Source organism: Sporosarcina pasadenensis, from assembly GCF_047228845.1.
Classification (GTDB): domain Bacteria; phylum Bacillota; class Bacilli; order Bacillales_A; family Planococcaceae; genus Sporosarcina.
The window spans coordinates 1-20,669 of record NZ_JBFEGM010000024.1; the positions used below are offsets into that span (position 1 = coordinate 1).

A 20,669-nucleotide genomic window follows, 5' to 3' on the forward strand; every position below is an offset into this window, starting at 1 on the left:
TGTTGTATTAAGGGTCAATACCCGTTTTTCAACGTAAGGTGTTTTTATTTGTCTCAATTTCTTATGTCAGTGCCAATATGGATCGGTTTTTTTTATTGAATTACGTCGAATAATGACGAAACAGTGGTACATTAGCTTCATTTTTCAGAAAAGTAGAGGATTGTTTAATTGTTTGTCGAATTTTTCCTTTACAGCAGTTCGTTTTCATGCGAATAATATATCTATGGTAATCATTTCATGGATGAAAAACGAGTAGGGGGAAAATGGGATGGGGAAAGTAAGGATTGCAATTGCGGACGACAATAAAGAACTGGTGAACACGATGGATGCATATTTTGAGCAACATCCTGAACTGGAAGTAATTTGGACAGCGCATAACGGCAAAGTCTGTCTATCGATGCTACAGGAGAATAAACCCGATTTGCTGCTATTGGACATTATCATGCCACATTTGGATGGGATTGCGGTATTGGATACGATAAAAAAGGATCCGGCATTATCCGATATGCATATTATCATGTTGACGGCATTCGGGCAAGAGGACGTAATGGCACAGGCGGGGGGATTGGGTGCTTCCTATTTCATGCTGAAACCTTTTGAATTTGACCGACTGATATCACAAATCTTTCAAATTTCAGGGACGCAAAAGCAGTCGAAACCGGTTGTTCAAAAGCCGGTTGAAGCGGATGCAACGATGTCACAAAGAGCGCTTGACACTACCATTACGTCGATTATTAAAGAAATTGGTGTTCCCGCCCATATTAAAGGTTATGCATTCTTAAGAGAGGCCATCCAAATGGTCTATACGGATGTCGATCTCCTCGGTTCTGTCACGAAGGTTCTTTATCCGGATATTGCAGAGAAATATAAAACAACCCCATCCCGTGTCGAGAGGGCTATCAGGCATGCTATTGAAGTTGCTTGGAACCGTGGGAATTATGACGTCATTTCCAAAACATTTGGCTACACAGTCCACCATTTGAAAAGTAAGCCGACGAATTCAGAATTCATCGCCATGATTGCAGATAAGATCCGTTTGGAGCACGTAGCAAGCTAAGCTTAAAGTGTTCGTAAACCAACAGATCTCTGGCATTCATACACACTTCAATTTCAAAGCCTATAAACTCATACTCAAAAAGCCGATGAATAGTTGCATTCATTGGTTTTTTACGTTTAAAAACAGTTTGAAACTTTTTCTGAAAAACTTCGTCTGTACGTCGCTTGATGGGCAATAGTTGAGGTAAATAAATGAAAAAGAGGATGGATGAAGAAGATATTATTAGATTATACAGTAGAGGAAAAGCCCATTCATCATTCGACATAGTATTTCTCACTTGTTCGAAATAACTCATTGTGGAAATATTATTTAAACTTTATAATAAGGAGGGGAGTTAATGCATAAACGAGGTGTTGAATTGCTTGTTGAAAATGTATTTTTTGATCTATACGTTGCAGGGGAAGATGTAATGCTTGACTTGAAAAAAGTCGGTTTTCCTTTAAAATCGTTTGATATGATTACAAATCAAAACCCAAGAGTCAAGATTTCCTCTTTTCCAGCTTTGAGAAAAGGCCTTACGGAAGTTGGAACCGGACATAAAATCGGTTATTTCTTACCGCTTATCGAAGTGATCGTTTCTCCTGACAAGATGAAAGCCGAAATTATTATCAATATGACAATAACCGAATTCCAATCGGAAAAACATCGATTGCTTCAACTTGTGAGAAAATCACTGGACGACCATGGTATCGTGTTCGGCATAATTGAGTTAACTGAAACAGATCTGTTCCCGGGACGTCCCGTCATAGCGGCGTTAGGGCGGGAGCCAGAGAAGGGCGTGGACGCCCAAATTACATATATAAAAAAGCCGGAGAAAAAGCCAATAATCCGCGAAGACGGCTTGGCGGATTACTATGAAATGAATTTCGTCACACATGTGGCAGAAGGTGATTGGTTAGGTGAGAAAATACCACCCACGGATGGGATTCCTGGAAAGGATATCTTCGGGGGCGTTGTTGTCGCCATGCGCGGCAGCGATGAGAAGCTTCAATATGACCGGAAATCCGTCGTTGAAGTCGAAGAACAAGGTAAAGTCGTGCTCCGCGCCCTGTTCGGAGGTGCGCTTGAATTCATAGATGATCTTGTCAGTGTTGGAAAGCATTTAATCATCAACGGGGATGTTGGGCCTGAAACAGGTTCCATCACATTTGACGGTGCGGTGACAGTGCATGGAACGGTCATGGCGGGGTACTCTGTGAATGCAACTGGAGATATTTCAATCGAAGGGAACGAAGGCGTCACAAATGCAAAGGAGATCTGTTCATCCGAAGGTGATTTGTATATTAAAGGCGGAGTTTTCGGAGGGGACATTTCACTCATAGAAGCTAGTGGTGATATATTCATTAAACATGCAAACAATTGCAAGCTCTTTGCTAAAAACATTCATGTAGGCTTGTACATATTGGGCTCTGACGTAGTCGGTGAAACGGTTGCCGTAGATAAAAACAGAGGAAAGATTATTGGCGGACGCATCGAAGCGCTTTTCAGAATTGAATGCGGATTCGCTGGTAATGCACATGAAAGAACGACTCATTTACAAGCGAAAGGAATCGATAAGGATTTGATTTATCAAGAGATTCAGCAAATGGCTTTGGAATTGAAAGAGTTGCAAAAAACAGCAGGAAACCTCGAATCACAATTGTCGATGATCGAAGGTGCCCACTCACATCAATTGCGTGGAGAACAAGCGGAAGCATATGAAAAACTGAAAAAGACACTGAGGGCGAGCAGAGATATGATGTTTGAACTCGACCGTGAAATCCAGGCAGGACTCTATAAGATAAAAACGGCTACACCCCCGCAAATTGAAATTACGCGTGAAGCTTATCCCGGTGTCATCATACAGATCGGTGCAAAGTCGAGCCAGTTAAATAAAACGACGAAAGGTGTATTTGAAGTTGTCGATAATGTCCTTAATGTCTAAACCGACAGTGTTCGCGCATAGAGGCGCTTCGGGCATCTGTTTCGAAAATACGATGAGTGCGTTCAAGGAAGCGGTAAGGCAAAGGGCGGACGGCATCGAACTGGATATTCAATTGACAGCGGACGGAGTGCCCGTAGTTGTTCATGACGTGGACCTTTATAGAATTTCCGGAATACGGAAGCGGATTTCTTCTCTACATTCGAGTGAATTGGAAAACATAAATGTTGGAAGGAAGTATTTCAGGCGCTTTATCGGGCATCGTATCCCGACATTGCGGGAAGTCGTTTCATTTTGTGAATTAAATCACTTAGCTTTGAACATCGAGTTGAAAGAGACAGTCTCCGAAAGACCGGAATTTTTAAAGAAGATTATCGATATGGCTATCATGTTGGATAATGTCCATATTTCATCATTTGATCCAGAAATCCTTGAAAAGGCAAAGACTATGGAACAAGCACTCGAAACGGCTTTACTTGTAAAAAGAAAGACGACGGAATGGGACTGCTTGGAGAACTATCATTACGTGGATGGATTCAACTTTCATAAACGTCTACTGAAAGAGCCATATATTGGAGCGCTTATTGCAACTGGAAAGAAATTAAGAGTCTATGGCGTGACCGGCAAGGAGGCAATCGCTTCTCAACCACCTTCGTACATAGATGGTTGGATAACTGACTACCCTGGCAGGTTCAAAAAATAGAAGAAAAGGACATTGGCAAAAATCGGCCAATGTCCTTTTTATTTCAATAGAATTACTACTTGAAACGCTCTTGTACCCGTCCTTTCCGGCGATCACGACGCAGAAGGAACCCTGCAAAGAATGCGAGACCTGCACCGAACATGAGGAAGCCGACCGTGAATTGAAGCCAGATGAAAGGGAATGGATTAAATTGGATTCCAAAAAGCGAATCACGCATGAGCTTAATGCCGCCAGCCGTGATAAGAATGGGAATCAAAAGTACAATGAATGCCGCCATACGAGCCATAATATCAATCTCCTTACCAAATTTAATTTTACCTGCTCAACAATTATTGTCAAGAACAGAGCAATCGTGTATGATGATTATAGATTTGCAAAAGATTGCATGGTGCTAAAAGGAGAATGAATATCCTTGCAAAATGTACTCATTGTTGGAGCGGGCTCTGGGGGCACGAAAATACTAAACTTGCTCTTAAACTCGAATTTCATGAATGTGTCGGCAATTGTCGATATTGATGAACAGGCACCGGGACTTGTAATCGCTAAGAAGCTAGGAATCTCGCATGGCTACGATTGGAAGCCGTTCTTGACCGATGAAGTCCAGATTGTTTTTGATGTAACAGGAGATAAAACGGTTTTCAATGAATTAATGAAGAGCATTCAAATGCATACGTTATTGATTCCCGGATCTGTCGCGAATCTGCTCGTTGGTCTCTTGAATGAGAATGATCAATTCATCCGGAAAATTCAAACGGAAATGGATAGACAACGGCTCATTTTCAATTCGATCGATGAAGGCATGATTGGAATCGATCAAGAGGGCATTATTGATTTTATTAATGAAAGCGCTTGCACAATGTTAGAAGTTTCTGATTTTGACGTAATCGGCAAATCGATCTTTGAGGTCATCCCGGAAAGCAAATTGGTCAGGGTGCTTACATCCGGTAACCCTGAGATGAATGAAGAATTAATTTTGCCTAATGGGGTGAAAATTGTCAGTTCCCGTTATCCACTCGTTTCGGCAGAAGGAAAAACCTTCGGCGCATTTGCGATTTTTAAGGATGTATCGGAAGTTCTCAAACTTGCTGAGGAAATCACGGATTTAAAGTCAGTGAAAACGATGCTGGAAGCAATCATTCATTCGAGTGATGACGCAATATCGGTAGTTGATGAAAAGGGGAATGGCGTACTTGTCAATCCGGCGTATACGCGTATCACTGGCCTATCTGAAGATGAGGTAATCGGGAAACCGGCAACGGTCGATATAAATGAAGGCGAAAGCATCCATATGAAAGTGTTAAAGACGAAAAAACCGGTCCGTGGGGTAAGTATGAGGATCGGAGAAGGCAATCGGGATGTAATCGTAAATGTCGCTCCTATCATCGTCGATCAGCAAATAAAGGGCAGCATCGGAGTCATCCATGATATTACTGAAATGAGAAGTCTCATGAAAGAATTGGATTGGGCCAGACAAACGATTCGTAAATTGGAGTCAACTTGCACATTTGACGATATCCATGGGAGCTCTCCGGATATCGGCCTTGCAATCGACCAGGCACGAATCGCCTCGAAATCGGATATCCCTGTCATGTTACGAGGGGAAGCGGGCTCCGGGAAAGAATTATTTGCAAACGCAATCCATAGCGGAAGTGACAGGAAATCGAACAAATTCATCCGAATGAACTGCGGGGCTATTGATCCCGCCGTTATTGAAAAGGAATTGTTCGGAGATTGCGGTAGTCAGAACACCGGTACATCAATCAGAGCGGGGCTATTGGAAGAGGCCGGAAAAGGAACTCTCCTTCTGGATGAAGTGACTGATTTGCCTTTATCTGTCCAATCAAGACTCCTCGATTACTTGCAGTTTTCAATGGAACGAGTGGATGGCCGAAGCTCTGCAGAAACAGCCCGAATCATAGTGGCCACTTCTAAAAACCTCGAGAAGGCAATTCATGAAGGCACCTTTAATATGAATTTGTATTATGTGCTAAACCGGTTGTCTATTCAAATTCCACCATTACGGACAAGAAAAAGGGATATACCCGAAGTGGCTTTTCATCTTTTGGAGAAGCTTAATCAGGAGTTTGGCATGAACGTAGAAAAAATATCAGATGAAGCTATGGCGAAGTTACAGAAATACGAATGGCCGGGCAACGTGCGAGAACTCGAAAACGTGTTAAGTCGTGCGATGATCTTTATGAAGCATGGATCAGCCGTTATCGAGGAAGAAGATATAAGACGATCGCTTTTCACGAATGAAGTGAAAACAGGCGAAGATATTCTCACTGAAAAAAGCACTTTGGCTTCGATAATGGATGATTACGAAAGAACGGTGCTTGAAAAGGCTTTGGATGAACATGACGGTAACAAATCATTAACAGCGAGCCGTCTAGGCATATCATTGCGCTCCTTATATTACAAACTGGAGAAATACAAACTCATTTAAAGGAGGCTGTTGATATGTCATCACTAGATGCTTTGGTTGAAAAAACGGCTTCTTCGGGAACGCGCGTCGTGTCCGTCGCATGCGCCGCGGATCTGGGAGTTCTTGAAGCAGTGGAAATGGCAATTATGAAAGGAATCGCATCTTTTCTACTCTTTGATGATGAAGAACGATTACGTCTAACAATCAAAGATCATTTTCCTGAATTGAACGGACATCCATACATCACTCTTATACACGTCGAGAGCAAGGAAGAGGCGGCTGAAAAGTCTGTACGTGCCGTATCAAGCGGGGATGCCCAGGTTTTAATGAAAGGCAACTTGCCGACCGCTATCATCCTGAAAGCCGTTTTGAACGGAGAATACGGGTTGCGGACCGGGAAAGTCCTGTCCCATGTTGCTGCATTTGAAGTGGACGGCTATGATCGGTTGCTTTTCGTCACGGATGCAGGCATGAATATTGCGCCTAACTTAGAAGAAAAAGCGCAAATTATACGGAATTCAGTTGCCACTGCAAGGGCTTGTGGTATAGAATTGCCGATTGTCGCTCCGCTCGCAGCGATTGAAACGATCAACCCGGTGATGGTGCCCACAACCGATGCAGCATCGCTTGTCGTCATGAATCAAAGAGGGCAGATTAAGGATTGCATCATTGACGGTCCTCTTGCCTTGGATAATGCGGTGTCGATCGAATCTGCAAAGCACAAAGGGATTACGAGTGAAACTGCGGGACTGGCCGATATTCTTGTAGTCCCTTCTATTGAAGCCGGAAATATATTATATAAATCACTCATGTATTTCGCAAAGGCGAAAGTCGGCGGCATCATACAAGGCGCCAAGGCTCCGATAGTATTGACGTCGAGGTCAGATAGCGCAGAAAGCAAGCTTTATTCGTTGGCATTAGCCATACAGACTTCAAAAAACTAAAAACGGATTTTCCGGAGGAGGAAACGCATCATGAAAATTTTTGAATATATGGAAACTCACGATTATGAACAACTGGTTATTTGCCAAGATAAAACTTCAGGATTGAAAGCGATTATCGCTATCCACGATACAACACTAGGACCTGCTTTAGGAGGTACTCGCATGTGGACGTACGCGAGTGAAGAGGAAGCAATCGAGGATGCACTCCGATTAGCAAAAGGAATGACTTATAAAAATGCCGCGGCAGGACTTGATTTAGGTGGCGGAAAGACAGTCATTATCGGAAATCCGAAAACAGATAAAAATGATGAGATGTTCCGCGCATTCGGCCGCTTCATTGAAGGATTAAACGGAAGATACATTACCGCAGAAGATGTTGGAACGACGGAAGAGGATATGGATCTGATCCACTTGGAAACTGATTATGTAACAGGCGTTTCTGCGGAGTTCGGTTCATCAGGCAACCCGTCACCTGTAACTGCGTTCGGTGTATACAAAGGGATGAAAGCTGCGGCTAAAGAAGCATTCGGAAGTGATTCCCTTGAAGGCAGAACGATTGCAGTACAAGGTGTCGGTAACGTGGCTTACACGCTATGTGAATATTTGCATGAAGAAGGCGCCAAGCTCATCGTCACCGATATTAATAAGGAAGCGGTCCAACGCGCCGTTGATGCTTTCGGCGCAACAGCTGTCGAAACGGATGAAATCTATTCGCAAGATGCGGATATTTTCGCGCCGTGTGCATTAGGTGCAATCATCAATGACGAAACGATCCCTCAATTTAAAGTGAAAGTGATCGCAGGTTCAGCGAATAATCAATTGAAAAATCCGGAGCATGGCGATACCATACATGAAATGGGTATCGTTTACGCACCTGACTATGTCATCAACTCAGGCGGCGTCATCAATGTGGCAGATGAGCTTGCGGGCTACAACCGGGAACGGGCATTGAAACGGGTTGCTGGCATTTACGATACGATCGAAAAGATTTTCGCAATCTCCAAGCGTGACAACATCCCTTCCTATGTTGCGGCTGATCGTCTTGCAGAGGAGCGAATCGCACGGGTTGCCAAATCACGTGGCCAATTCCTGCAAAAGGAAAAAAGCGTACTTAATCGAAAAAAATAATAATACAAAGGGAATTTACGTACAGACCGATAGGAGGGATGGACTGTGCAAAAGAAAAGCGTCCGGATTCTAGTCATCAATCCCGGATCCACATCAACGAAAATCGGTGTGTACGATAATGAAAATATTATTTTTGAAGACACATTGAGGCATCAAGCGGAAAAGCTTGCACAATTCGCTTCTGTCATCAATCAGTATAGTTTTCGAAAAAATGTCATCCTCTCTTCGTTAAACGCTGGCGGCATCCAATTGACTGAATTGGATGCTGTCTGTGGAAGAGGCGGATTGCTCCGACCGATTTCGGGCGGTACATATAACGTCAATGAAGAAATGCTTAACGACTTGAAAAAGGGATTTTCCGGTCAGCACGCTTCCAATCTTGGCGGTATCCTTGCGAATGAAATTGCTACTGATGCAAAGATTCCTGCCTTTATCGTCGACCCGGTAGTTGTCGATGAGATGCAACCGATTGCCCGTATTTCAGGATTTGCGCCGATTAGCAGAAAATCGATTTTCCACGCACTAAACCAGAAAGCGGTTGCCAGAAGATATGCGAAACATGTCGGTAAAAGCTATAATGAACTCCGATTGATCGTTACCCATATGGGAGGCGGCATAACTGTTGGGGCACACTGTTACGGCAAAGTGATAGATGTTAATAACGGCTTGCATGGAGACGGGCCGTTCAGTCCAGAACGGGCAGGAACGGTTCCAATCGGTGAGTTGGTCGATCTATGCTATTCAGGGACTTATTTCAGAAAAGAAATAATGGCAAAACTTGTCGGGCAAGGCGGGCTCGTCGGCTATTTAGGCACGAACGACGCTGTCACTGTAGAAAAAAGGATAGAAGCCGGCGACGAGAAAGCCGCATTACTTTATGAAGCGATGGCTTATCAAGTCGCTAAAGAGATTGGAAGCGCTGCAACCGTGCTCGAAGGCAAAGTCGATGCCATTATATTGACTGGCGGCCTCGCATACGGCAAGGAATATGTGGAAATGATCAAAAACCGGGTTGGGTGGATATCCAAAGTAGTCACCTATCCGGGTGAAGACGAGCTGCAAGCCCTTGCGGAGGGGGCTCTACGGGTCATGATTGGGGAAGAGCAAGCAAAAACCTATCCGTCCTGATGGATAGCGAAGAGGAGGCCATGATTACTGATGGCAAACGAATATGATGTAGTAATTCTAGGTGGAGGTACCGGCGGCTACGTCGCTGCTATACGGGCTGCACAATTAGGCCTTAAGACTGCGCTTGTGGAAAAGGATGCCCTTGGCGGGACTTGCTTACATAAAGGCTGCATCCCGAGCAAGGCGTTATTGAAAAGTGCTTCCGTTTTTCAAATGGCGAAAAATGAAGCAGTCCACTTCGGCGTGGATACGAATGGCACATCTTTGAATTTTGAACGTGTCCAAGCAAGAAAAGATGAAATCGTTCAACAATTGCACAAAGGTGTCATTGGACTAATGAAAAAAGGGAAAATTGACGTCTATGAAGGATACGGCCGCATGTTGGGTCCGTCAATCTTTTCTCCGATGCCGGGTACAATATCTGTTGAAATGAATAACGGGGAAGAGAATGAAATGCTCATCCTGAAAAACTTGATAATTGCTACCGGTTCGAGACCCCGGACGTTACCAGGTTTGGAGATCGATGAACAACAGGTTCTGTCCTCGGATGGAGCTCTAAAAATGACTGAACTTCCGAAATCGATGATCATTGTTGGCGGAGGCGTCATTGGAATCGAATGGGCATCGATGTTGAATGATTTTGGAGTGGAAATCACTGTTCTTGAATATGCGGATCGAATCATTCCTACGGAAGATGAAGATATATCTAAGGAAATGAAAAAGCTCCTAACTAAAAAGGGAATTACTTTTGTGACAGGGGCGAAAGTTGCACCCGACAGTGTTACAAAAACAGAGAAATCTGTCACGGTTTCCGCTGAAGTAGCAGGCGAAATGAAGGAATTTACCGCAGAGAAGATGCTCGTTTCAGTTGGACGCCAAGCTAATGTCGAAGGGATTGGCATCGAGAATACAGAAATACAAATCGAAAAAGGTTATATTCAAACGAGGCCGACGTTCCAGACGAAGGAAAGCCATATTTACGCAATTGGTGATGTGATTGGTGGGCTTCAGTTGGCTCATGTAGCTTCACATGAAGGCATAGCTGCAGTAGAACATATCGCAGGACGCGCGACTGAACCGATCAATTACACGAACATATCCAGATGCATCTATTCAAGTCCTGAGGCCGCAAGCGTCGGTCTCACGGAAGCCCAGGCTAAGGAACAAGGGTTTGACGTCAAGGTAGGCAAGTTTCCGTTTGCCGCAATTGGCAAGGCGCTTGTAAATGGTAATGCCGACGGATTCGTAAAAATTATCGCCGATAAGAAATCGGATGATATTTTAGGTGTCCATATGATAGGCGGTCATGTAACTGATTTGATTTCGGAAGCAGGACTCGCAATGGTCCTCGATGCGACTCCGTGGGAAGTGGCTTCAACAATCCATCCACATCCATCGCTGTCCGAAGTGATCGGTGAAGCAGCCCTATCAGTGGATGGTATTGCAATTCATATGTAATCGTAATGATCGGAAATGAATATAAGAAATTCCACTCCGGTCCGGTCATTTGACTTGAAAAAGAAGGGGGTTTAAAACATGACTAAATCACGTCATGAAGAATTGGGATTGACGAATGAGGATGTATTGGAAATATATGAAACGATGGTTATGGCACGACGTTTGGATGAACGTATGTGGCTTTTGAATCGTGCAGGTAAAATTCCGTTTGTCATTTCATGTCAAGGGCAGGAGGCGGCTCAAGCAGGAGCTGCGTTTGCACTCGATAAAGATAAGGATTGGATAGCGCCATATTACCGTGATATGGGCGTTGTGCTTCATTTTGGAATGACACCGAAGGAACTCATGCTTTCTGCTTTTGCAAAGGCTGAAGACCCGAATTCCGGCGGTCGCCAAATGCCTGGTCATTTTGGACAACGAAAAAACCGGATATTGACGGGCTCATCCCCAGTTACGACGCAGCTTCCTCATGCAGTAGGGGTTGCGCTAGCAGCGAAAATGAAGAACGAAGATTTTATCACATTCGTCACTTTAGGAGAAGGGTCGTCCAACCAAGGTGATTTCCATGAAGGGATGAACTTTGCTGGCGTCCATAAACTACCGACAGTTATCATGGTTGAAAACAATAAATATGCCATTTCAGTACCTGTTGAAAAGCAGTTGGCTTGTGTAAATGTTTCCGATCGTGCTGTAGGGTACGGAATGCCTGGTGTAACCGTTGATGGGACAGATCCGCTTGAAGTATACCGTGTTGTGAAAGAAGCGGCAGATCGCGCCCGTAATGGTGAAGGGCCGAGCCTCGTTGAGACTATCTGCTACCGACTTACAGCCCACTCCTCAGATGATGATCATCGCCTCTATCGGGACGCGGAAGAGCTAGAAAACGAACGGAAACACGATCCGATCCCTAAGTTTGCGGCTTATTTGAGAGAAGCAGGCGTCATTGATGAAGCATATGAAAAAGAGATGGAAGAACGCATCATGGCAATCGTCAACGAAGCTACCGACTATGCGGAAAAAGCTCCGTACGCAGAGCCTGAATATGCGCTTCGCCACGTATATAAAGAAGAAGGGGGGAGCGAATAATGGCCGTCATTTCGTACATTGATGCAATTACACTTGCCATGAAGGAAGAGATGGAAAGAGACGAAAATGTATTCGTTCTTGGAGAAGACGTTGGAAGGAAAGGCGGCGTATTTAAAGCGACGGCTGGCTTGTATGATCAATTTGGCGAATACCGTGCGCTTGATACTCCTCTTGCAGAATCTGCAATTGCAGGCGTCGGAATCGGTGCTGCCATGTATGGTATGCGTCCGATCGCTGAAATGCAGTTTGCGGATTTCATCATGCCCGCTGTTAACCAAATTGTTTCAGAGGCTGCTAAAATTCGTTATCGCTCCAACAACGATTGGTCTTGTCCAATTGTTATTCGTGCCCCGTTCGGTGGCGGTATCCACGGAGCTCTTTACCATTCCCAATCAGTCGAGTCGATGTTCGCAAGTACACCAGGATTGAAAATTGTCATTCCTTCGACTCCTTATGACGCGAAAGGTTTGTTGAAAGCGGCAATTAGAGACGACGATCCAGTTCTCTTCTTTGAGCATAAACGGGCTTACCGTTTAATTAAAGGGGAAGTTCCTGAAGAAGAATACGTACTGCCTATCGGTAAAGCGGATGTGAAGCGCGAAGGGGATGATATTACAATCATCACTTACGGCCTATGTGTACATTTCGCCTTGCAAGCGGCTGAAAGACTGGCTGAAGATGGCATTTCCGCTCATATTCTTGACTTGCGTACGGTTTATCCGCTGGATAAGGAAGCGATCATAGAAGCAGCTTCCAAAACAGGGAAAGTGCTTCTCGTCACAGAAGACAATTTGGAAGGTAGCATTATGAGTGAAGTTTCTGCAATCATTGCAGAAAACTGCCTTTTCGAACTTGATGCACCTATCAAACGTCTTGCGGGTCCTGATATTCCAGCTATGCCATATGCACCTACAATGGAGAAGTTCTTTATGGTCAACCCGGATAAAGTTGAAAAAGCTGCACGTGAGCTTGCAGAATTTTAATCGGAAAGGAGGTAAATGACATGACAATTGAAAACATAGAAATGCCAAAGCTTGGAGAGAGTGTTACAGAAGGAACGATTGAAAAATGGCTCGTTAAGCCGGGGGATACTGTCAATAAATACGATCCTTTGGCTGAAGTGAATACAGACAAAGTGACTGCCGAAATCCCTTCCTCGTTCGCTGGAACAATCAAGGAAATCATTGTTCAAGAAGGCGAAACAGTAGAAGTTGGAGTCGTCGTTTGTACAATTGAAACTGAAGGAGGCGCTGAGGCTCCTGTGTCAGCGGTTCCTGCCAAAGAAGAACCGGCAAATGAAATGCCAGCAGCCGGCTCCCAAAGACCTGCTGCACCTATTAATCGGGAAGCAGGAGCAGCACGTTTTTCACCGGCAGTAATGAGATTGGCACAAGAACACAGTATTGATCTTTCCCTTGTTCAAGGCTCCGGGAAAGAAGGACGCATTACGCGGAAAGATATCCAAAGAATAATCGACAGCGGGGAAATACCGACTGCAGAAATGGTACAAATCGAACAGGCACCGAAAAGTGTTGAACAACATGTTTCGACTCCTGCACAAAGTGCATCTGCAGTTAAAGCGGCGGAACCAGCACCAGTGCCAACTGCTGCAGGTGATATCGAAATTCCTATCACGGGAGTTCGCCGTGCGATAGCCACAAATATGCTCCGCTCAAAACACGAAGCACCGCATGCATGGACGATGATTGAAGTGGACGTAACGAACCTTGTCCAATACCGTGACTCCTTGAAAAATGATTTCAGGCAGAAGGAAGGCTTCAATTTGACTTATTTCGCATTCTTCGTGAAGGCAGTCTCACAAGCTTTAAAGGAATTCCCAATGATGAATTCCATGTGGGCTGGAGATAAGATCATACAGAAAAAAGACATTAACATCTCCATTGCAGTAGCTACAGAGGATGCACTTTATGTACCAGTCATTAAACATGCTGATGAAAAAACGATTAAAGGGATCGGCCGAGAAATCAATGAGCTCGCATCCAAAGTCCGTTCGGGCAAATTGAAATCCGATGAGATGCAAGGCGGGACATTCACGGTCAATAATACCGGCTCATTCGGCTCCATTCAATCGATGGGTATTATCAACTACCCACAAGCAGCAATCCTGCAAGTCGAATCCATTGTTAAACGTCCTGTCGTCATGAACGGCGGAATGATTGCGGTGCGCGATATGGTCAACCTCTGTCTATCTCTTGACCACCGAGTACTTGATGGATTAGTGGCTGGCCGCTTCCTTGCACGTGTCAAAGAAATCCTTGAAAATATTACGGAAAATAATACTTCGATCTATTGATGAAACAAAAGGCCGTCTCTCTATCTATAAGAGGGACGGCCATTTCTTATTTGGATTTCAGGCAGCAATTCATTTACCCTTTAGAGCTTTCAAACAATTGGCAAGTCAGGTAAACTAATAATTAGTGAAATAATAATTTGATGCACTTTACATAATTATGGAACGGCTCAGAAGACCTAATTAATCCTGCTTAACGAAAGGAGTAACATAAATGACAGTTGATAAAATGAAGAAAACGGCCTTTCAAAAAACAGACTTTGAACAGTGGAAAAAACTTGCCGTCGATTCCCTGAAAGGGAAGCCATACGAGAAATTGACGACTGAGACATTGGAAGGCATTGATTTACAACCACTCTATTTTGAAAGAGCAACTCTAGACAGCTCTTCGGTAGTCGGATTTATGAAACGGGATGCGGGTTGGGTCATTGCTCAGCAGACGATTGCCAGCGACGAGGCTGATTTCCTGGAACAATTGGAGGATTCGATTGAAAAGGGGAATGAAGCGATTGTCTATGACGGTTTGCACCAATTTAACTGGAACGACGATCAGCTCTTGCAATTGTCTTCATTCATATCACAATATCCAGTTTTCCTTTACAACGTCAGCAATGATGATCCAATTTTACGGGCGTTTGACTTTGTACACCATGAACTTCGGGAAGCTGTAACCGGTATTGTTCAAGTGAATGACTGGACCATTCCGGTTGGATATAAAAACATCCGGACTACAGGGGCAGATTTATGGAAAGCTCACCATGAAGGCGCAGATGCGGTCACTGAGCTAGCAATCGCTTTGGCGGAAGCTTCCCGAATTGCTGGAAGCTATGATAGCTTCCAAACATTCGCTGACAACTTCTATGTCCGTTTTCCGATTGACACTCATTTTTTTATGGAGATCGCTAAACTTAGAGCATTTCGAGTGTTATGGCAAGCGTTCGCGCAAGCGTATGGTGTCGATGAAGCACCATTGATACCTGTTCTTGCAGTAACATCTTTGCGTTCTTTTTCGAAGCTGGACCCGTACGTCAACTTACTCCGTGCCGGGAATGAAACATTCGCAGCCATTTTAGGGGGAGCCGATAGTATACAAGCTCACCCGCACAATATACTGACCGGTCCAAACGCAAGCTCAATCCGGTATAGCCGGAATATGCAACTTGTCTTAAAAGAAGAAACGCATGTGGAAAAAGTTCTTGATCCCGCCGGCGGCTCTTATTTTATTGAAAAACTGACCGAGGATCTTGTCGAAATGTCCTGGAAACTGTTTCTGGAAATCGAGAGCGGAGGCGGTATTGAACGGTTTTATGAGAGCGGCCGGTTGCAGGAGAAATTAGTGAAGCTGCAAAATGAAACGTCTTCAGGCAAAAAAGCACTCATTGGCACAAATGTATATGCAGAACTTACAGCGATAAACTTTGATGATTGGAATGGCATTGATAAAGTAGACCGCTTGGCCGTACCTTTCGAAAAAATCCGCTATTCATTTAGTGAAAATCAGCCAAAAACTGTCATATTGACATTCGGTAAACTGAAAGACTTCAAGCCGCGGGCAGATTTTGTAACTGGATTCTTGGCATCTGGTGGAATTAGAAGCAGTTGGAGCCCGGCGTTTGATAGTGTTGAGCAGGCAATTGAATGGATAAATAGTGAACAACCGGATTACGCAATAGTCTGTGGTCATGAAGATATTGTATCGAAAGCCATGGAAAATCTACTTACACAAATGCCAGCGGGGATATTGCTTGATGTGGCCGGAAAAATCGATGATGAAACATTGCTTATTTGGAAGCAAAAAGGCCTTAATGGCTTGATCTTCAACGGTCAAGATAAAATTGAAAAATTGCAGAACATCTTGAATTCGTGGCAAGGAGGGCTCCAAAAATGAATAAACCCGATTTCAACAAGGTAGATATCAATAAAATAAACATTCCTTTAAACCCTTCCGTAAACGAAACACCTTTCCTTACAAATGAGGGAATTTCCATCAAATCAAAATACACGAGTGAGGATATAGAAGGTGTAGATCACTTGGAGGACATGCCGGGCATCGCTCCGAATACGAGGGGGCCATACCCGACGATGTACGTCGCACGCCCTTGGACTGTCCGCCAATATGCCGGTTTCTCTACTGCTGAAGAAAGTAATGCATTTTATCGAAGGAATTTGGCGATGGGGCAAAAAGGTCTGTCTGTCGCTTTCGATTTGGCGACACACCGCGGCTATGATTCTGATCATCCCCGGGTGACAGGAGATGTCGGTAAAGCGGGGGTAGCTATCGATTCCGTTGAAGATATGAAAATCCTTTTTGACGGCATACCGCTTGACCAGATGTCTGTCTCGATGACGATGAATGGGGCCGTTTTGCCGATCATGGCTTTTTACATCATTGCGGCGGAGGAGCAAGGCGTTTCTCCTGAAAAACTTGCAGGTACGATTCAAAACGATATATTAAAAGAATATATGGTAAGGAACACATACATCTTTCCCCCTGAAATGTCGATGCGGATCATCGCGGATATATTTGAATACACATCCAAATATATGCCGAAATTCAACTCGATTTCTATATCGGGCTATCATATGCAAGAAGCAGGGGCCACGGCAGATATCGAGCTGGCCTATACATTGGCGGACGGGCTTGAATACGTTCGTACCGGCTTAAAGGCAGGAATCGACATCGATTCATTCGCACCTCGCCTGTCGTTCTTTTGGGCGGTCGGCATGAATTATTTCATGGAAATCGCGAAAATGAGGGCGGCCCGTAAGATTTGGGCACAAATGATGCAGTCTTTCACCCCGTCCAACCCTAAATCACTCGCATTGCGTACGCATTCTCAAACATCGGGCTGGAGTTTAACCGAACAGGATCCATTTAATAATGTTATGCGTACATTGGTGGAAGCAAATGCTGCAGCGATGGGGCATACACAGTCCTTGCATACGAATGCGCTAGACGAAGCAATTGCGCTGCCGACGGATTTCTCAGCAAGGATTGCACGGAACACGCAACTGTTCCTTCAAGAGGAAACGAATATGACAAAGACGATCGATCCATGGGGCGGTTCCTATTATGTTGAAAAGTTAACCGCTGATTTGATGGAAAAGGCATGGGAACTAATCGAGGAAATCGAAGACCTGGGCGGAATGGCAAAAGCGATTGAAACCGGCTTGCCGAAGATGAAAATTGAAGAAGCTGCTGCCAAACGTCAAGCGAAAATCGACTCCCGCACAGAAACGATAGTCGGAGTGAATAAATATCGACTTGAAAAGGAAGAACCTATCGATATATTGGAAATTGACAATACAGTTGTACGCCAAAAACAGATTGACCGCATCCATCAGTTGAAAGTAAAGCGTGATGAAGCTGAAGTCAATGCAGCATTGGAAGCATTGACTGAGGCCGCTCGCGGTGGAAATGAAAATCTTCTAGCTCTATCAGTGAACGCAGCGAGAGCTAGGGCGACAATCGGAGAAATATCTGATGCAATTGAAAAAGTGTCCGGTAGACATAAAGCGGTTATACGGTCTGTGAGCGGCGTCTACAGCTCGAACTTCTCGAATTCAAAAGATATTGAAGAAGTGAAAGAGATGACAGACGAGTTTTTGGAAAACGAAGGCCGACGTCCTCGTATACTCATCGCAAAAATGGGACAGGACGGTCATGACCGCGGTGCGAAAGTAATCGCTTCCTCTTTTGCGGACTTAGGTTTCGATGTAGATATCGGTCCTTTATTCCAAACTCCTGAAGAGACTGCATTGCAGGCGGCTGAAAATGATGTCCATGTAATCGGGGTCAGTTCGCTAGCCGCTGGACATAAAACCCTCGTACCAGCGTTGCGCAATGAGCTGTCGAAAATTGGAAGGGAAGACATACTGATCGTTGTGGGCGGTGTCATTCCTGCGCAGGATTATGATTTCTTAAAAGAAAACGGCGCAACAGCCATTTTCGGTCCCGGTACGGTCATCCCAGTCGCTGCACAGAAAGTGATCGAAGATATTTATGTGGCTCTCGGTTACGAGGAAGTGACGGAGTGAGCAAGAAAAAACGTTCACAGATTGACAGTGCGATGAATGTCATGAGCGGCATCGAGTCACGGCATGATGGTATGGTTGCCCCGAAACGAAAACGATTTGTGAGAAAAGAGAAGTCGATTGACATTGATAGGCTGTATGAAGAAATCAACAATGGATCCAGGTTGTATCTTTCCAAGGCGATTACACTTTTGGAGAGCCGGGCGGAACATGATAAAAAGGCAGGGCAGGAGTTATTGCGGAAGCTGCTGCCGAAAACAGGGAAGAGTATTAGGATCGGCGTAACGGGCGTCCCAGGAGCGGGAAAGAGCACATTCATAGAAGCGTTCGGACTTCAATTGGCACAAGAAGGCCATAAGGTGGCTGTGCTTGCCATCGATCCGAGTTCGACGGTGACAGGCGGGAGCATTTTGGGCGATAAGACAAGAATGGAGGCGCTCGCAAAACATCCGAATGCCTTCATCCGTCCATCGCCGTCTTCCGGAACCCTAGGAGGCGTCCATAAAAAGACCCGAGAAACGATGTTGCTTTGCGAAGCTGCAGGGTATGACATCATCCTTATTGAAACAGTCGGTGTCGGTCAAAGTGAAACCGTTGTCAGAGGGATGGTCGACTTCTTCATGTTGCTCGTTTTGACAGGAGCCGGTGACGAGCTGCAAGGCATGAAAAAAGGGATTATGGAACTGGCGGATGGCATGGTCATCCATAAAGCGGATGGCGATAATTTGAAGCTTGCACAGAAGACGGTTAGGGAATATCGCCAGCTTCTCCATTTCCTTCAACCGGCAACACCCGGCTGGACAACGACTGCATTGACTGTCTCGTCGCTAGAACGTACCGGCTTTGATACAGTTTGGGAAACAATTATTGCGTTCCGTGAGAAAATGAAGGCTAGCGGCTTCTGGCGTGAACGGAGACAAGCCCAAACGAAAGACTGGTTCCATTCCATGATCCGGGACCGATTGATCGATAGTTTCTATTCACAACATGGGAAGAAGGAGCTTGTCACTGTTCTTGAAAAACAATTGCTAACGGGGGAGTTGACAGTTGCGAGTGCTGTTGATGCCATCCTTCCGATGAATGACATTACAGAATAATTGTGAACTAAGTATTCTACTTATTATGTAAAATCCGCTTTTTTGCAAGTGTAACAACCAACTGCTATGATGAAAATATATTTTGAAAGGGGCCGATTTGAATGACAATGGATTTTAATTTTTATATGGAAGATATTACGAAACAGGCACGGTCTGAAATGGAAGCTAGCGGCTATGAACAGCTGACAACACCTGAGGAAGTAGAAGCCGCATTCAAACGCCCTGGGACGACGCTTGTCATGGTGAACTCTGTTTGCGGATGCGCAGGTGGAATTGCACGCCCTGCAGCTGCACACGCCATCCATTACGATAAACGCCCTGATCACCTCGTCACTGTGTTTGCCGGTCAAGACAAGGAAGCAACGGCTTATGCACGCATGCTATTTGGCGAAGACCACCTTCCATCCTCCCCATCCTTTGCCTTATTGAAGGACGGCAAACTCGTAGCAGAAGTCGGACGCTATGAAATTGAAGGTCATGATCCGATGTCCGTTGTCACGAATTTGCAAGGCCAATTCGAAGAATATTGTGAGGAAATATAAAAAAACAGTTCTTCCAGGACTGTTTCAGAGTGGAGACAAAAGGGTTGGAAATCAAAAATGATTTCCAACCCTTTTTCTCAATATATACTTCAGAATAAAGATTTGAGGGAATAACTCCAACATAGTCATGTATTTTACACATGATTCCTTTATATAGAAGATACAGTTGATTTAAGTAGAATACGGCCACTTAGGGGAAACCCGCGGAAAGCATTCCGTAAAGGAAATCAACAAAAGTACTCCTTATTAATTAGACAAGATGTCAAAAGAAAATGTCTTCTTAAATAGGTATTGCAATCAAATAGACAAGCTGATATAGTAGGTAACCTGCACTTCTGGTAAGCAACTAACTTCCGAATAACGACTGAATGAGTTCTTCGAAAAAAGTTATTGACAATGAAGTTGCCAAGATGGTATTATATAAAAGTTGCTTCTGAGCGAGGCGACGAACAATGAATCAAATGAACCTTGAAAACTGAACAGCAAAACGTCAACAAATAAAGTCTCGTAGCCGACCCCGTCGGTGAAAAGACAAAACGAATCTTCGGATTCAAAATTGACATCTTAAATGATGCCAGCAAGAAACTCGAGCTATTCAAGTTTCTCTTTGATCCTTCTATTATATAGCGGATCTTCCGGCTGGGGAGACGTAGTGCAGTGCTAGGAAGCGAAGGAGAGAGGAAGGGAGCGTACTTCGGTACGTGACCGACCGAACGACTAAAGCTGACAACGTAATGCGCTGCGTATCGCCGGCCGGTATTATGGAGAGTTTGATCCTGGCTCAGGACGAACGCTGGCGGCGTGCCTAATACATGCAAGTCGAGCGAATTGATG

The 20,669-nt window shown here is 44.6% G+C and carries 16 protein-coding genes and 1 rRNA gene; 16 read left to right on the top strand and 1 reads right to left on the bottom strand.

What is annotated here, in order from left to right:
• Nucleotides 1-268 precede the first annotated feature (268 nt).
• The 3 genes from spo0A (at nt 269) to AB1K89_RS18035 (ending at nt 3,681) form a co-directional block, all read left to right on the top strand.
• Nucleotides 269-1,057, top strand: a complete 789-nt coding sequence (spo0A, locus tag AB1K89_RS18025; RefSeq protein ID WP_413056063.1) for a sporulation transcription factor Spo0A — start codon at nt 269-271, stop codon at nt 1,055-1,057.
• Between the two features lie 337 nt (nt 1,058-1,394).
• Nucleotides 1,395-2,981 (top strand): flagellar assembly protein A, encoded by a 1,587-nt coding sequence (locus AB1K89_RS18030; RefSeq protein ID WP_413056064.1) that lies wholly within the window; start codon nt 1,395-1,397, stop codon nt 2,979-2,981.
• Entirely contained in the window at nt 2,965-3,681 is a 717-nt protein-coding gene (locus AB1K89_RS18035) for a glycerophosphodiester phosphodiesterase (protein WP_413056076.1), read from the top strand. The genes AB1K89_RS18030 and AB1K89_RS18035 overlap by 17 nt, the downstream gene beginning before the upstream one ends.
• Nucleotides 3,682-3,736: 55 nt before the next feature.
• On the opposite strand, the gene AB1K89_RS18040 is transcribed toward AB1K89_RS18035, so the two are convergent.
• Nucleotides 3,737-3,967: a DUF2627 domain-containing protein gene (locus tag AB1K89_RS18040; protein ID WP_252502991.1), complete on the bottom strand. Its 231-nt coding sequence runs from the start codon at nt 3,965-3,967 to the stop codon at nt 3,737-3,739.
• Nucleotides 3,968-4,093: 126 nt separating this feature from the next.
• Between AB1K89_RS18040 and AB1K89_RS18045 the strand changes: the two genes are divergently transcribed.
• From AB1K89_RS18045 to AB1K89_RS18105, 13 genes are all read left to right on the top strand, one after another.
• A complete protein-coding gene (locus AB1K89_RS18045; RefSeq protein WP_413056065.1) occupies nt 4,094-6,127 on the top strand; it encodes a sigma 54-interacting transcriptional regulator in 2,034 nt (677 codons plus the stop codon).
• Between the two features lie 14 nt (nt 6,128-6,141).
• Entirely contained in the window at nt 6,142-7,050 is a 909-nt protein-coding gene (yqiS, locus tag AB1K89_RS18050; RefSeq protein WP_413056066.1) for a phosphate butyryltransferase, read from the top strand.
• Between the two features lie 30 nt (nt 7,051-7,080).
• Entirely contained in the window at nt 7,081-8,178 is a 1,098-nt protein-coding gene (locus tag AB1K89_RS18055) for a Leu/Phe/Val dehydrogenase (RefSeq protein WP_413056067.1), read from the top strand.
• 45 nt (nt 8,179-8,223) lie between these two features.
• Entirely contained in the window at nt 8,224-9,306 is a 1,083-nt protein-coding gene (gene buk / locus AB1K89_RS18060) for a butyrate kinase (RefSeq protein ID WP_413056068.1), read from the top strand.
• A gap of 30 nt (nt 9,307-9,336) precedes the next feature.
• The gene (lpdA, locus tag AB1K89_RS18065; RefSeq protein WP_413056069.1) at nt 9,337-10,764 is read left to right on the top strand and encodes a dihydrolipoyl dehydrogenase; all 1,428 of its coding nucleotides are present in this window, start codon (nt 9,337-9,339) and stop codon (nt 10,762-10,764) included.
• A 78-nt stretch (nt 10,765-10,842) separates the two neighbouring features.
• Nucleotides 10,843-11,850 carry a thiamine pyrophosphate-dependent dehydrogenase E1 component subunit alpha gene (locus tag AB1K89_RS18070; RefSeq protein WP_413056070.1) on the top strand — a complete coding sequence of 336 codons (1,008 nt, stop codon included), beginning with the start codon at nt 10,843-10,845 and terminating at the stop codon, nt 11,848-11,850.
• Nucleotides 11,850-12,833 (top strand): alpha-ketoacid dehydrogenase subunit beta, encoded by a 984-nt coding sequence (locus AB1K89_RS18075; RefSeq protein ID WP_413056071.1) that lies wholly within the window; start codon nt 11,850-11,852, stop codon nt 12,831-12,833. Before AB1K89_RS18070 ends, AB1K89_RS18075 begins: the two co-directional genes overlap by 1 nt.
• Before the next feature lie 20 nt (nt 12,834-12,853).
• Nucleotides 12,854-14,164, top strand: a complete 1,311-nt coding sequence (locus tag AB1K89_RS18080) for a dihydrolipoamide acetyltransferase family protein (RefSeq protein WP_413056072.1) — start codon at nt 12,854-12,856, stop codon at nt 14,162-14,164.
• A 211-nt stretch (nt 14,165-14,375) separates the two neighbouring features.
• Nucleotides 14,376-16,049, top strand: a complete 1,674-nt coding sequence (locus AB1K89_RS18085) for a methylmalonyl-CoA mutase family protein (protein ID WP_413056073.1) — start codon at nt 14,376-14,378, stop codon at nt 16,047-16,049.
• A complete protein-coding gene (scpA, locus tag AB1K89_RS18090) occupies nt 16,046-18,199 on the top strand; it encodes a methylmalonyl-CoA mutase (protein WP_413056074.1) in 2,154 nt (717 codons plus the stop codon). The genes AB1K89_RS18085 and scpA overlap by 4 nt, the downstream gene beginning before the upstream one ends.
• Nucleotides 18,200-18,231: 32 nt before the next feature.
• Nucleotides 18,232-19,293 carry a methylmalonyl Co-A mutase-associated GTPase MeaB gene (gene meaB, locus AB1K89_RS18095; RefSeq protein WP_413056077.1) on the top strand — a complete coding sequence of 354 codons (1,062 nt, stop codon included), beginning with the start codon at nt 18,232-18,234 and terminating at the stop codon, nt 19,291-19,293.
• Between the two features lie 101 nt (nt 19,294-19,394).
• Nucleotides 19,395-19,835 (top strand): BrxA/BrxB family bacilliredoxin, encoded by a 441-nt coding sequence (locus tag AB1K89_RS18100; protein ID WP_413056075.1) that lies wholly within the window; start codon nt 19,395-19,397, stop codon nt 19,833-19,835.
• 758 nt (nt 19,836-20,593) lie between these two features.
• Nucleotides 20,594-20,669 (top strand): 16S ribosomal RNA (locus tag AB1K89_RS18105); the annotation flags it as partial.